The following is a 14,756-nucleotide window of genomic DNA, read 5'->3' as shown; positions in this document are numbered from 1 at the left end:
TTAACGTCCTGCCAGGCTGTTGCCGCGGGTTCCCGAGACCTTGCGGCAATGCACCAGCGCATCGCGAATCATAAAGTTCACCAGGGTCGGTGAAACCCCCAACTCCTTGGCGATGTCCTTCTGCGGCACGCCGTGCAGCCGGTACATCTCGAACGCATAGCGGGTGCGCTGCGGCAACTCGCCGAGGGCATCGGCGATATTTTCCAGTGTGCGGAAATTGATGTGCGAGTTTTCCGGCGACGCCCCCTGGATCACCACGTTCAAGCCTTCCTCTTCCGGCCCCGAATACCTCAACTCCAGCGCCTGCTTGCGGTAGTGGTCGATGGCCAGGTTGCGCACGATCTGGAACAGGTAGCTCAACTGGGCCTTGAACGAGGAGGTGATCTGCGGCGCCGACTGCAGGCGGAAAAACGCGTCCTGCACCACGTCCTCGGCGCGAGAGCGGCAGCCGGTGATGCGCGCGGCAATCTTGACCAGGATCAGACGGTTGTCGACAAAGGCCTGCAGTAGCGGTGAGTCGCACTTGCTTGTGGGTACATGTTCCATCATGGAAATCACCTTGTAGCGAGTAGGTAGCGGGGCAGTGCCGTGAGGAGGTGCCCGGCGTGGCGGACATAAAAGTAGGATGAATGATAATGATTGTCAAATGAGAAAAATAACTAATCATATTGTGTGCCGCTTGATACCTGCCTGTTCATTGTGCTCTGCCACCGGCCTTGCAGAGGGCGACCGGGACTAATTATTCCCTCGGGCCATCCGTTCTCATGGAGAACAGGCCGGGCACCCGCACGGCCCAGGATCGGTATCTTCGAGGAGGGCGACATGGTTTTCATCAAGGGTGGCTGGGCATGAACACGTCCCCCGGGCTGCGACTGTTCTGCCTTCCTTACTCCGGTGCCAGCGCCACGTTCTACCATCGCTGGCGGCGCAAGCTGCCGCAGTGGCTGCAGGTCTCGCCGCTGGAGTTGCCGGGGCGCGGCATGCGCATGAACCAGCCGCTGCAAAGCGATATCAGGACCCTGGCCGGGCAGTTGGCCGACGAGATCGCCGTTGATCTCGACCAGCCCTATGCCGTGTTCGGCCACAGCCTTGGCGGCCTGCTGGCGTTCGAGTTGCTGCACGTCCTGCGCGAGCGTGGCTTGCCGCTGCCGTTGGCGCTGTTTGTCTCGGCGACCGCCGGGCCGGTGCGGCGCGATGTCAGCCAGTACGCCGTGGCGAAAACCGATGAGCAACTGCTCGAGCGGCTGCGCGAACTCAAGGGCACGGCCGAGGAAACCCTGGCCAACCGCGACCTGATGCAGTTGATGCTGCCAATCCTGCGCGCCGACTTCCTGCTCTGCGGCAGTTTCAGCTACGGCCAGCGCGCGCCGCTGCCGCTGCCGATCCATGTGTTCGGCGGCAAGCAGGACAGTATCCGCGCCGATGAGCTGCTCGACTGGCAGGAAGAAACCGGCACCGGTTTCTCCCTGGATATGTTCGACGGCCATCACTTCTACCTGATCGATCAGGAAGCCGCGCTGCTGCGTTGCCTGCGGCGTTATGCCGACGAGCATCTGGCCCGCTGGCGTAATGGCACGCGGCGTCAGTTGGCCTGGGCGACGGGCTGACCCGGGGCTTTGCGCCTCACCTTTATTTTTCACGTCTCATATTCAATCGGCCTGCCCGTCTTCAAGACTCCGGGCCGGCCGACTTCAGGCAGGAATACCATGATGGATGCGTTCGACCTCCCCAGTACCCTGGCCCAGGCCCTTCAACGTCGCGCGGCGCAGACGCCGGAGCGGCTGGCCTTGCGCTTTCTCGCCGAGAACCAGGAGCAGGGCGCCGTGCTCAGTTACCGCGACCTGGACCTGCGGGCGCGGACCATTGCGGCAGCGTTGCAGACCCAGGCCGAGGTTGGGGACCGCGCGGTCCTGCTGTTTCCCAGCGGCCCGGATTACGTCGCGGCGTTCTTCGGTTGCCTCTACGCCGGGGTGATCGCGGTGCCGGCCTATCCGCCGGAATCCGCCCGTCGTCATCATCAGGAACGCCTGCTGTCGATTATTGCCGATGCCGAGCCACGCCTGGTCCTGACCCAGGAAGCCTTGCGCGAACCGTTGTTGCAGATGGATGAACTGTCCGCCGGCGACGCCCCGCGCCTGCTCTGTGTCGATCAGTTGGACAGCGCGCTGGCGGCTGACTGGATCCCGCCCGAACTGCATGCCGACGGCATCGCCTTCCTGCAATACACCTCGGGTTCCACCGCGTTTCCCAAGGGCGTGCAGGTCAGCCACGGCAATCTGATGGCCAACGAACTACTGATCCGTCGCGGTTTCGGTATCGATCTCAATCCTGATGACGTGATCGTCAGCTGGCTGCCGCTTTACCACGACATGGGCCTGATCGGCGGGCTGCTGCAACCGATTTTCAGCGGCGTGCCCTGTGTGCTGATGTCCCCGGCCTATTTCCTCGCTCGCCCATTGCGCTGGCTGGAAGCGATCAGCGAATACGGCGGCACCATCAGCGGCGGCCCGGACTTCGCCTATCGGCTGTGCAGCGAGCGGGTCAGCGACAGCGCGCTGGCGCGCCTGGACCTGAGAAGCTGGCGGGTGGCCTATTCCGGTTCCGAGCCGATTCGCCTCGACACCCTGGAGCGTTTCGCCGAGCAATTCGAGCCTTGCGGTTTCAGCGCCGATGCTTGGTTCGCCTCCTATGGCCTGGCGGAAGCCACTTTGTTCGTTGCCGGTGGCCAGCGTGGCCGGGGGATTCCCGCCCTGCGCCTGGACGATGCGGCCCTGGCGCAGAATCGCGCGCAGCCGGGCGACGGCAACGCGGTGATGAGTTGCGGCACCGGCCAGCCCGGGCATGCCGTGCGGGTGGTCGAACCGAACACCCTGCACGTGCTGGCCGACAATCAGGTCGGTGAGGTCTGGGCCACCGGGCCGAGTATTGCCCGGGGTTACTGGCGCAATCCCGAAGCCTCGGCCAAGACCTTTGTCGAGCACGCCGGGGCGACCTGGCTACGCACCGGCGACCTGGGTTTCCTGCGCGACGGTGAGCTTTACATCACCGGGCGCCTGAAGGACATGCTGATCGTGCGTGGTCACAACCTGTATCCCCAGGACATCGAAAAGACCATCGAGCGGGAAGTGGAGGTGGTGCGCAAAGGCCGGGTCGCGGCGTTTGCGGTCACCGAACGGGGCGAGGAGGGCATCGGCATCGCCGCCGAGATCAGCCGCAGCGTGCGCAAGATCCTGCCGCCAGAAGCCCTGATCAAGGCGATCCGCCAGGCGGTGGCCGAGGCGTATCAACAAGCGCCGAGCGTGGTGGTGCTGCTCAATCCCGGGGCTTTGCCGAAAACCTCCAGCGGCAAGTTGCAACGTTCGGCCTGCCGCAGCCGTCTGGCCGATGGCAGCCTCGACGCCTATGCGGTATTCCCGGATCGCTCGGTAGACGCGGAACCGGGTGTGGCGGCAGATAACGCCGGCGATGAACTGCAAGCCCTGATCGGCCGAATCTGGTCCGAGCTGTTGCAGGTGACGCAAGTCGCCAGCGACGACCATTTCTTCCTGTTGGGCGGCAACTCGATCCTGGCGACCCAGGTGGTGGCCCGCCTGCGCGAGGCGTTGGGTATCGAACTGAACCTGCGCCTGTTGTTCGAAGCGCCGACCCTCGGCGATTTCAGCGCACAAGTGGCGCGCGTGCAGCAGGACGGCGGCCTGGCCCTGGGCGCGATTGCCGTGCTGTCGCGAAACCAGGACCTGCCGCAATCCCTGGCCCAGAACCGCTTGTGGTTCCTCTGGCAACTGGACCCGCAGAGCAGCGCCTATACGATTCCCGGTGCCCTGCGCCTGCGCGGCGAGCTGGACGAAGCGGCGCTGCGCAGCAGCTTCCAGCAATTGATCGACCGCCACGAATCCCTGCGCACGCGGTTCCTCGAACGCGACGGTCAGGCCCTGCAACGGATCGAGGCCAAGGCCACTTTCGAATTGCAATGCATCGACCTCGGTGACTTGCCCGCCGACGCCCGTGAAGCCCGCGCCCGGCAAATCCGCGAGGACGAAGCGCGCACTCGATTCGATCTGGAAAACGGCCCGTTGCTGTGGGTGACATTGGTGCGCCTGGACGACCAGGAACATCAGTTGCTGGTGACGATGCACCACATCATCGCCGACGGCTGGTCGTTGAATATCCTGATGGACGAGTTCGCCAGGCTTTACGCCGCGGCAGCCCAAGGCCAGGTCGCGGAGCTGGCGCCACTGTCCTTGCAGTACGCCGACTACGCCGGCTGGCAGCGCCAATGGCTGGCCCAGGGCGAAGGCCAGCGGCAGCTGGATTACTGGAAAGCCCGCCTGGGTGGCGACGAACTGCCGACCCTGAGCCTGGCCACCGACCACCCGCGCTCGGCGCAAAAACACCACAGCGCCGAACGCTTGACCCTGCGCCTGGACAAGACGCTGGGCGAGGCCGTGCGCCAGACCGCCCAGGCCTTCGAATCGACGCCGTTCATGCTGTTGTTGTCGGTGTTCCAGGGCCTGCTGCACCGCTACAGCGGCCAGCAGGACATTCGCATCGGCGTGCCCGGCGCCAACCGTCCGCGCCTGGAAACCCAGGGGCTGATCGGCTTCTTTATCAACACCCTGGTGCTGCGGGTTGAGCTGGACGCGCGCCTGCCGTTCAGCGAACTGTTGGCCCGCACCCGCCAGGCCACCCTCGAAGCCCAGGCGAACCAGGACCTGCCGTTCGAACAACTGCTCGAAGCCTTTCCGCAGGCCCGCGAACAGGGTCTGTTCCAGGTCCTGTTCAACCACCAGCAACGCGACCTCGGGGTCTTGCGCCGCTTGCCCGGCTTGCTGGCCGACGAGCTGCCCTGGCACAGCCGCGAGGCCAAGTTCGACCTGCAATTGCACAGTGAGGAAGACCGCGGCGGGCGCCTGAGCCTGTCCTTCGACTACGCCGACGAGTTGTTCGACGCGCCGACCATCGAACGCCTGGCCGGACATTTCGTCAGCCTGCTGCGTGAAGTCTGCGCCCAACCGCAACGGGCTATTGCTGATGTGCAACTGCTGGATAACACCGAACAGGCACGGCAGATCGAATGGGGCGCGGCGGCCTGTGCCCCGGCCCGGCAATGGTTGCCGGAACTGCTGGAGCAACAGGCCCGACTGACCCCGGAACGCATCGCCCTGCAATGGGAGGGCGGCAGTCTCGACTTCGCCAGCCTGCACACCCAGGCCAATCGCCTGGCCCACTACCTGCGGGACAAGGGCGTCGGCCCGGACGTGCGGGTGGCCATCGCCGTCGAGCGCTCGCCGCAACTGCTGATCGGCCTGCTCGCCATCATCAAGGCCGGCGGCGCCTATGTGCCGCTGGACCCGGACTACCCGGCCGAGCGCCTGGCCTACATGCTCGCCGACAGCGGCGTCGAACTGCTGCTGACCCAGAGTCATCTGCTCGACAGCTTGCCGGTGGCCCCCGGGGTCAGTGCCATCGCCCTCGACCTGCTCAAGCTCGACACCTGGCCGAGCCAGGCACCGGGCCTGCACCTGGAAGGCGATCACCTCGCCTATGTGATCTACACCTCCGGCTCCACCGGCCAGCCCAAGGGCGTCGGCAACACCCATGCGGCCCTGGCCGAGCGCCTGCAATGGATGCAGGCGACCTACGCGCTGGATGACAGCGATGTGCTGATGCAGAAGGCCCCGATCAGCTTCGACGTGTCGGTCTGGGAATGCTTCTGGCCGCTGATCAGCGGCTGCCGCCTGGTGCTTGCCGGCCCTGGCGAGCACCGTGACCCCCAGCGTATCGCGCAACTGGTGCAGACCTACGGCGTGACCACGCTGCATTTCGTCCCGGCGCTGCTGCAACTCTTCGTTCATGAGCCGCAGGTGTCCGCTTGCGGCAGTTTGCGGCGGCTGTTTTCCGGTGGCGAAGCCTTGCCCGCCGAGCTGCGCGACCGGACCCTGGAGGCTTTGCCGAATGTGCGTTTGCACAACCGCTACGGCCCGACCGAAACCGCGATCAACGTGACCCACTGGCACTGCCAGGTCACGGACGGCGAGCGTTCGCCCATCGGCCGGCCGCTGGGCAACGTGATTGCCCGGGTCCTCGATGCCGACCTCAACCCACTGCCCGCCGGTGTTCCCGGGGAGCTGTGCATCGGCGGTATCGGCCTGGCCCGGGGTTACCTGGGGCGGCCGGGGCTGACGGCCGAGCGTTTTGTCGCCGACCCGCTGGGAGAGGCGGGCGCGCGTCTTTACCGTACCGGCGACCGGGTGCGCTGGAATGCCGAGGGCGTGCTGGAATACCTCGGCCGTCTCGACCAGCAGGTCAAGCTGCGTGGCTTGCGTCTGGAACCGCAGGAAATCGAAGGGCGGCTGCTGGCCCAAGAAGAGGTGGCCCAGGCCGTGGTACTGGTACGCGAAACCGCGGCCGGTGCGCAGTTGATCGGCTACTACACCAGCCCCGCCAGCGCCGAGTCCGAAGCGCAGCAAAGCGAACGCCTCAAGAGCGTACTGGCCGCCGAGCTGCCGGACTATATGGTGCCCTCGCAACTGGTGCGCCTCGACGCCATGCCCCTGAGCCCCAGCGGCAAGCTGGATCGCCAGGCCCTGCCGGAACCGCAGTGGCAGGTGCGCGAGCATCTGGAGCCGCAAAGTGCGCTGGAGCAGCAGATCGCCGCGATCTGGCGTGAAGTGCTCGGCCAGCCGCGCGTCGGCCTGCGGGACGACTTCTTTGCCCTCGGCGGCCATTCGTTGCTGGCCACCCAGATTATTTCCCGTACCCGCCAGGCCTGCGATGTCGAGCTGCCGTTGCGGGTGCTGTTCGAAGCCAGCGAACTGGGGGCCTTTGCCGAACGGATCCGACTGATCCAGGGTTCCGGTCGACGTAACCTGCAAACCGCGATCCAGCCGGTCGACCGCAGCCGACCGGTGCCCTTGTCCTATTCCCAGCAGCGCATGTGGTTCCTCTGGCAGATGGAGCCGGACAGCCCGGCCTACAACGTCGGCGGCATGGCGCGCTTTAGTGGTGTGTTCGACCTGGGCTGTTTCGAGGCGGCGTTGCAGGCGTTGATCCTGCGCCACGAAACCCTGCGCACCACCTTCCCGAGCGTGGATGGCGTGGCCTGTCAGCGGGTTGCCGCCGAGACCGGTCTGAGTCTGGCCCTGAAGGACTTCTCCGCCTTCGACCCCGTCACCCGCGAGCAGCGTCTGCGGCAACTGGCGGACAGCGAGGCGCACCAGCCATTCGATCTGGAAACCGGACCCTTGCTGCGTGCCTGCCTGGTCAAGGCCGGGGAACAGGAGCATTACTTCGTCCTGACCCTGCACCATATCGTCACCGAAGGCTGGGCGATGGATATCTTCGCCCGTGAACTGAGCGCGCTCTATGAAGCCTTTGTCGAAGGCCGCGAATCGCCGTTGGAGCCGCTGGCCGTGCAATACCTGGACTACAGCGCCTGGCAGCGCGAATGGCTGGAGTCCGGCGAGCGCCAGCGCCAGCTGGATTACTGGACCGCGCAACTGGGCAACGAACACCCGTTGCTCGAACTCCCCGGCGACCGGCCGCGGCCGCCGGTGCAAAGCCACCATGGCGAGCTGTACCGCTTCGACCTCGACGATGCCCTGGCCGCGCGGGTTCGTACCTTCAATGCCGAGCACGGCCTGACCCTGTTCATGACCATGACCGCCGCCCTGGCCGTGCTGCTCTATCGCTACAGCGGCCAGGGCGACCTGCGCATCGGCGCACCGGTGGCCAACCGGATCCGCCCGGAAAGCGAAGGCCTGATCGGTGCCTTCCTCAATACCCAGGTGCTGCGTTGCCAGCTCGACGGCCAGATGCGCGTCGGCGAGCTGTTCGAGCAGGTCCGGCATACCGTGATCGAAGGCCAGTCCCATCAGGACCTGCCGTTCGATCAACTGGTCGAGGCCCTGCAACCGCCCCGCAGCGCGGCCTACAACCCGCTGTTCCAGGTGATGTGCAATGTCCAGCGCTGGGAGTTCCAGCAAAGCCGGCGCCTGGGCGAGATGACCGTGGAATACCTGGTCAACGATGCCCGGGCGACCAAGTTCGACCTCAACCTGGAAGTCACCGACCTCGACCAGCGCCTGGGTTGCTGCCTGACCTACAGCACCGATCTGTTCGACGAGCCGCGTATTGCCCGTATGGCCGGGCACTGGCGCAACCTGCTGCGGGCCTTGCTGGAGGATCCGCAACAACGCCTCTGCGAGCTGCCGCTGTTGCAGGCCGGGGAGCAACAGGCGTTGCATGACAGCCTGGGCAACGAGGCCGGCGAACAGCGCCTGGACCAGTGCATCCAGAGCCTGTTCGGCCAGCAGGTCCTGGCCCGTCCGGACGCTCCGGCGCTGACCTTTGCCGGCGAGACCCTGAGCTACGGCGAACTCGACCGCCGCGCCAATCGCCTGGCTTGGCGCCTGCGTGAGCAGGGCGTCGGCCCGCAGGTGCGGGTCGGCCTGGCGCTGGAGCGCTCGCTGGACCTGGTGGTCGGCCTGCTGGCGATTCTCAAGGCCGGCGGCGCCTATGTGCCGCTGGACCCGGAATACCCGCTGGATCGCCTGCACTACATGATCGAGGACAGCGGCGTTGGCTTGCTGCTGGGCCACACGACACTGCTCGACGCCCTTGGGCCACTGCCGGCCGGTGTGGCGAGCTGGTGCCTGGAAAAGGACGCTCCGGCCCTGGCCGACTATCCGTCCACCGAGCTGCCATTGATCAACCTGCCGCAGCATCAGGCGTACCTGATCTACACCTCCGGTTCCACCGGCAAGCCCAAGGGCGTGGTGGTGTCCCATGGCGAAATCGCCATGCATTGCCAGGCGGTGATCCGGCGTTTCGAGATGCAGCCCGACGATTGCGAGCTGCACTTCTATTCGATCAACTTCGATGCCGCCACCGAGCGCCTGCTGGTGCCCCTGCTCAGCGGTGCGCGAGTGGTGCTGCGCGCCCAGGGGCAATGGGATGCCGAGCAGATCTGCCAGTTGATTGATGAGCAGCGGGTCAATGTCCTTGGCTTTACCCCCAGCTATGGCAGCCAGTTGGCCCAGTGGCTGGCGACCCAGGGCCGGACTTTGCCGGTGCGCTTGTGCATTACCGGCGGCGAAGCCCTGACCGGCGAGCACCTGCAACGGATTCGCGCGGCCTTCAAGCCGCGGCTGTTCTTCAATGCCTACGGCCCGACGGAAACCGTGGTCATGCCCCTGGCCAGCCTTGCTCCCGCGCAGTTGGAGGAGGGCGTTGCCAGCGTGCCGATTGGCCGTGTGATCGGCGCGCGGGTGGCGTTTATTCTCGACGAGGACCTGGCATTGCTGCCACAAGGCGCTACCGGCGAGCTGTATGTCGGCGGCGCGGGCCTGGCCCAGGGTTACCATGCGCGTCCCGGCATGACCGCCGAGCGTTTTGTCGCCGATCCGTTCTCGGCCGATGGCGGACGCCTGTACCGCACCGGCGACCGGGTCCGGCAATTGGCCGACGGCCAGGTCGAGTACCTGGGCCGGGTCGACCATCAGGTGAAGATTCGCGGTTTCCGCATCGAACTGGGGGAAATCGAAAACCGTCTGCTGGAACATCCGGCGATTCGCGAGGCGGTGGTCCTCGCCCTGGAAATGCCGGGCGGTCGGCAGCTGGTTGCTTATCTGAGCAGCGACGTGGCCGAGCAAGGCGAGACGGAACAGGCTGCCTTGCGTGAAGCCCTCAAACTGCATCTCAAGCGCCAACTGCCGGACTATATGGTCCCCGCGCACCTGATCCTGCTGGAACAGATGCCGCTGACCGGCAACGGCAAACTGGATCGCCGCGCCTTGCCGGCACCGGACCCGGAGCTCAACCGCCAGCACTATGTGGCGCCAGGCAACGAACTGGAGCAGTCCCTGGCGGCTATCTGGAGCGAAGTGCTGAACCTCTCGCCAGTGGGCCTGTACGATAACTTCTTCGAACTGGGCGGCGACTCGATCCTGTCGATCCAGGTGGTCAGCCGGGCGCGGGCGCAGGGGATTCATTTCAGCCCCCGCGACCTGTTCCAGCACCAGACCGTGCAAAGCCTGGCGGCGGTGGCCACCCGCAGCGAGCGGATCGTCGCCGAACAAGGCCTGCTCAGCGGCGCCTCGGGCCTGACACCGATCCAGCACTGGTTCTTCGACAATGAAATTGCCGAACGCCAGCACTGGAACCAGGCGGTCTTGCTGGCGCCGACCCGTGTCCTGGAACCCCATGCCCTGGAAAAGGCGCTGCTGGTGTTGCTGGAGCATCACGACGCGTTGCGCCTGCGCTTTACCCAGCCCCATGACCAGTGGCTGGCGGAGTACGCGGCGCCCACGGAAGTCAGTGTGTTGCAGCTGGTTCGTGTCTTGGACTGGGCGCAGTGCACCGAGCTGTACACCGAAGCCCAGCGCAGCCTCGACCTGCAACAGGGACCGCTGCTGCGGGCCTTGCTGGTGGACGGGCCGCAGGGTGAACAACGCCTGCTGCTGGCCATTCATCACCTGGTGGTGGATGGCGTTTCCTGGCGCATCCTGCTGGACGATCTGCAAACGGCGTATGCCCAATTGATCGAAGGCCAGGCTTTGCAACTGCCGACCAAGACCAGTGCCTTGCGCGACTGGGCGGTGCGCTTGCAGGCCTATGCCGGCGGTGAATCGCTGCGCGAAGAGATGACCCTCTGGCAGGCGCAACTGGCTGGACCTGGGACCGAACTGCCGGGCACGAACCGCCAGGGCGGGTTGCAGAACCGTCATGGGCAAACCCTCAGCGTGCGCCTGCCGGTGGCGCGCACCCGGGCCTTGTTGCAACAGGCTCCGGCGGCCTATCGCACCCAGGTCAACGACCTGCTGCTGACCGCCTTGGCGCGGGTGATCTGCCGCTGGACCGGCAGCGACTCGGCGCTGATCCAGCTCGAAGGCCATGGCCGCGAAACCCTGTTCGACGAAATCGACCTGACCCGCAGCGTGGGCTGGTTCACCAGTGCCTACCCGGTGCGCCTGACCCCGTGCCTGATCGAAGAGGCCTCTGGGCAGGGCGCCTCGATCAAGGTGATCAAGGAGCAATTGCGCGGCGTGCCGCACAAGGGCCTGGGTTATGGCGTGCTGCGCTATCTGGCCGATCCGGCGCATCGCACGGCGATGGCGGCCTTGCCGCAGGCGGCGATCACCTTCAACTACCTGGGGCAGTTCGACCAGAGCTTTGGCGACGAGGCGCTGTTCCGGCCGCTGGACGAATCGGCGGGGCAAGCCCATTCGCCGGACGCACCGCTGCCCAACGAATTGAGTATCGACAGCCAGGTGTATGGCGGTGAGCTGGTCCTGCGCTGGACCTTCAGCCGCGAACGCCTCGCCCCACAGACCGTCGCCGAACTGGCCCAGGCCTACCTGGGCGAGCTGGACAGCCTGATCGAACATTGCCTGAAAGACGGCAACGGCGGCCTGACCCCATCGGACTTCCCCCTGGCGCGCCTGACCCAGCCGCAGCTCGATGCGCTGCCGGTGCCGGCCGCGCGGATCGAGGACGTCTACCCGCTGACGCCGATGCAGGAAGGCCTGCTGCTGCACACCTTGCTGGAACCGGGCACCGGCCTCTATTACATGCAGGACCGCTACCGCATCGACAGCGAACTGGACCCGCAGCGCTTCGCCGAGGCCTGGCGGCAGGTGATCGCCCGTCACGAAGCCCTGCGCGCGTCCTTCTGCTGGAGCGTCGGCGAGGACATGTTGCAGGTTATCCACAAGCCGGGCAGCACACCTTTCGAATACCTGGACTGGAGCCTTGAAGCCGAGGCCGGCCATGAGCCGCGTCTGCAAGCCTTGCTCGAAAGCGAGCGCGAAGCCGGTTTCGATCTGCTCCGTGAGGCGCCGTTCCACCTGCGCCTGATCAAGGTCGGCGCGGCGCGCTACTGGTTCATGATGAGCAACCACCATATCCTGATCGATGCCTGGTGCCGCTCGTTGCTGATGGACGATTTCTTTGAAATCTATACGGCCATGGGTGAGGGCCGTGAGGCGCAATTGGTGCAGCCACCGCGCTACCGCGACTATATCGGCTGGTTGCAACGCCAGGATCTGGTGCAGGCCCGGCAGTGGTGGAAACACAACCTGCAAGGTTTCGAGCGGGCCACCCATATTCCGAGTGACCGGCCGTTCCTGCGCGAGCATGCGGGAGCCACCGGAGGGATGCGGGTAGGGGATTGCCATACCCGTCTCGATGTCCGCGATGGCGCACGTTTGCGGGAGTTGGCCCAGCAGCATCAACTGACCGTGAACACCTTTGCCCAGGCGGCCTGGGCTTTGGTCCTGCGTCGTTTCAGCGGTGATCGCGACGTACTGTTCGGTGTGACCGTGGCCGGTCGTCCGGTGGATATGCCGCAGATGCAACGCACCGTCGGCCTGTTTATCAACAGCATCGCGCTGCGGGTGAAACTGCCTCGGGACGGCGTGACCTGCAGCGTGCGTGATTGGCTGAGCGGGTTGCTGGCGCACAATCTGGAACTGCGCGAGTACGAATACCTGCCCCTGGTGAATATCCAGGAGCACAGCGAATTGCCCAAGGGCCAGCCGCTGTTCGACAGCCTGTTCGTGTTCGAGAATGCCCCGGTGCAGGTTTCGGTGCTCGACCATGCCCATAGCTTCAATGCCACTTCGGACTCGGGCCGGACCCACACCAACTTCCCGCTGACGGCGGTCTGCTATCCGGGCGATGACCTCGGGCTGCACCTGTCCTACGACCGGCGTTATTTCGAGGAAGCCAGCATCGAGCGCCTGCTCGGCGAGTTCAAGCGCCTGTTGCTGGCCTTGATGGACGGTTTGCACGGCGATATGGCCGACTTGCCGCTGCTGGCTGAAGAGGAGCGGGAATTTCTGTTGCACGGCTGCAACCAGAGCGAACGGGCTTATCCGTTGGAGCAGAGTTATGTGGCGCTGTTCGAGGCGCGGGTCGAGGAACATCCGCAACGGATCGTGGCGAGCTGCCGGGATCAACAGCAAAGTTACGAACAACTGAACCTGGCGGCCAACCGACTGGGCCATGCACTGGTTCAAGCCGGTGTCGGTCTCGATCAGCCCGTGGCGCTGCTGGCCGAACGGGGCCTGGAGCTGCTGGGCATGATCGTCGGCAGCTTCAAGGCCGGCGCCGGCTATCTGCCGCTGGACCCGGGTCTGCCGGGCCAGCGTCTGAGCCGGATTGTCGAATTGAGCCGCACGCCGTTGCTGGTCTGCACCCGGGATTGCCTGGCGCGGGCGCGGGCCTTGCTGGCGGAGTTCGCCGAGCCGCTGCGACCGAAGCTGCTGGTCTGGGAAGACGTCCAGGAAGGGCGATATGCGTCGTCCAACCCGGGTATCCACAGCGCCCCGGATAATCTGGCCTACGTGATCTACACCTCCGGCTCCACCGGCCTGCCCAAGGGCGTGATGGTGGAGCAGCGCGGCATGCTCAACAACCAGTTGAGCAAGGTGCCGTACCTGCAACTGAGCGAGGCGGATGTGATTGCCCAGACGGCCTCGCAAAGCTTCGATATCTCGGTCTGGCAGTTCCTGGCGGCGCCGTTGTTCGGCGCTCAGGTAGCTATCGTGCCGAATGCCCTGGCCCATGATCCGCAAGCTTTGCTGGAGCATGTCCGGGAGGAGGGCATCAGTGTGCTGGAAAGCGTGCCGTCGCTGATCCAGGGCATGCTCGCCCTCGACCCGGTCAGCCTTGACGGCCTGCGCTGGTTGCTGCCGACCGGCGAGGCGATGCCGCCCGAGCTGGCCCATCAGTGGTTGCAACGCTATCCACAGGTCGGGTTGGTGAATGCCTATGGTCCAGCCGAGTGCTCGGATGATGTGGCGTTTTTCCGGGTCGACGAGGCCTCGACGCGGGGCAGCTACCTGCCGATCGGCCTGCCGACCGACAACAACCGTCTGTACCTGCTCGACGGTGCCGATGAACTGGTGCCGCCGGGGGCGGTGGGCGAGTTGTGCGTGGCCGGGATCGGGGTCGGTCGCGGTTATGTCAGCGATCCGTTGCGCACCGCGCAGGTGTTTGTGCCGCATCCGTTCGGAGCTCCGGGCGAGCGTCTGTATCGCACTGGTGACCTGGCACGGCGCCGTGTTGACGGGGTGCTGGAGTATGTCGGGCGGATCGACCATCAGGTGAAGATCCGCGGTTATCGGATCGAACTGGGGGAAATCGAGGCGCGCCTGCATGAACAGCCGGAGGTCCGCGAGGCGGCGGTCGGGGTTCAGGAGGGGGTCAACGGCAAGCACCTGGTGGGTTACCTGGTGGCGACGGATTCGGCCCTGGGTGTGAACGAACGACTGGAGCGGATCCGCCAGCGCCTGCGGGCCGAGTTGCCGGAGTACATGGTGCCGTTGCACTGGTTGTGGCTGGACGCGCTGCCGTTGAACGCCAATGGCAAGCTTGATCGCAAGGCCTTGCCGGTCCTGGAGATCGGCCAGTTGGCCTGCCAGGACTACCTGGCTCCACGCAATGAACTGGAGCAGATTCTGGCCGGGGTCTGGGCCGAAGTGCTGAAGGTCGAGCAGGTCGGTGTACGCGACAACTTCTTCGAACTGGGCGGGCATTCGTTGCTGGCCACGCAGATCGCTTCACGGGTGCAGAAGGTCCTGCAGCGCAATGTGCCGCTGCGGGCGATGTTCGAGTGCGGCACGGTGGAGGCGTTGGCGGTTTATATCGACGGGCTGGAAGCCAATGGGATCAGCGAAGAGAAAGTCGACCGCCTGAGTGACCTGATGGCGGAGCTGGAAGGGTTGTAAGGGGGCCGGAGTAGGGAACCTGAA

3 protein-coding genes are annotated in these 14,756 nt (G+C 65.3%); 2 read left to right on the top strand and 1 reads right to left on the bottom strand.

All coding sequences use genetic code 11. The features are described 5' to 3' along the window. On the bottom strand, window positions 1-549 hold the full coding sequence (locus M5C01_RS00680) for an RNA polymerase factor sigma-70 (RefSeq protein ID WP_152736984.1): 549 nt from the start codon (window positions 547-549) through the stop codon (window positions 1-3). A gap of 299 nt (window positions 550-848) precedes the next feature. On the opposite strand from M5C01_RS00680, the gene M5C01_RS00675 reads away from it, so the two are divergent. Next, window positions 849-1,607, top strand: a complete 759-nt coding sequence (locus tag M5C01_RS00675; RefSeq protein WP_152736983.1) for an alpha/beta fold hydrolase — start codon at window positions 849-851, stop codon at window positions 1,605-1,607. Between the two features lie 99 nt (window positions 1,608-1,706). Continuing rightward, window positions 1,707-14,732 (top strand): non-ribosomal peptide synthetase, encoded by a 13,026-nt coding sequence (locus M5C01_RS00670; protein WP_152736982.1) that lies wholly within the window; start codon window positions 1,707-1,709, stop codon window positions 14,730-14,732. Window positions 14,733-14,756: the final 24 nt, after the last annotated feature.

Origin of the sequence: Pseudomonas sp. MWU12-2319 (assembly GCF_023242525.1) — a bacterium.
Lineage (GTDB): Bacteria > Pseudomonadota > Gammaproteobacteria > Pseudomonadales > Pseudomonadaceae > Aquipseudomonas > Aquipseudomonas gingeri_D.
Note: the sequence above shows the minus strand (reverse complement) of the source record. Positions and strands in the feature narration are given on the sequence as shown.

Bases quoted from the DNA above. Each gene is read 5' to 3' on its own strand.
- M5C01_RS00680 (WP_152736984.1), bottom strand. From the start codon at position 549: ATGATGGAACATGTACCCACAAGCAAGTGCGACTCACCGCTACTGCAG.
- M5C01_RS00675 (WP_152736983.1), top strand. From the start codon at position 849: ATGAACACGTCCCCCGGGCTGCGACTGTTCTGCCTTCCTTACTCCGGT.
- M5C01_RS00670 (WP_152736982.1), top strand. From the start codon at position 1,707: ATGATGGATGCGTTCGACCTCCCCAGTACCCTGGCCCAGGCCCTTCAA.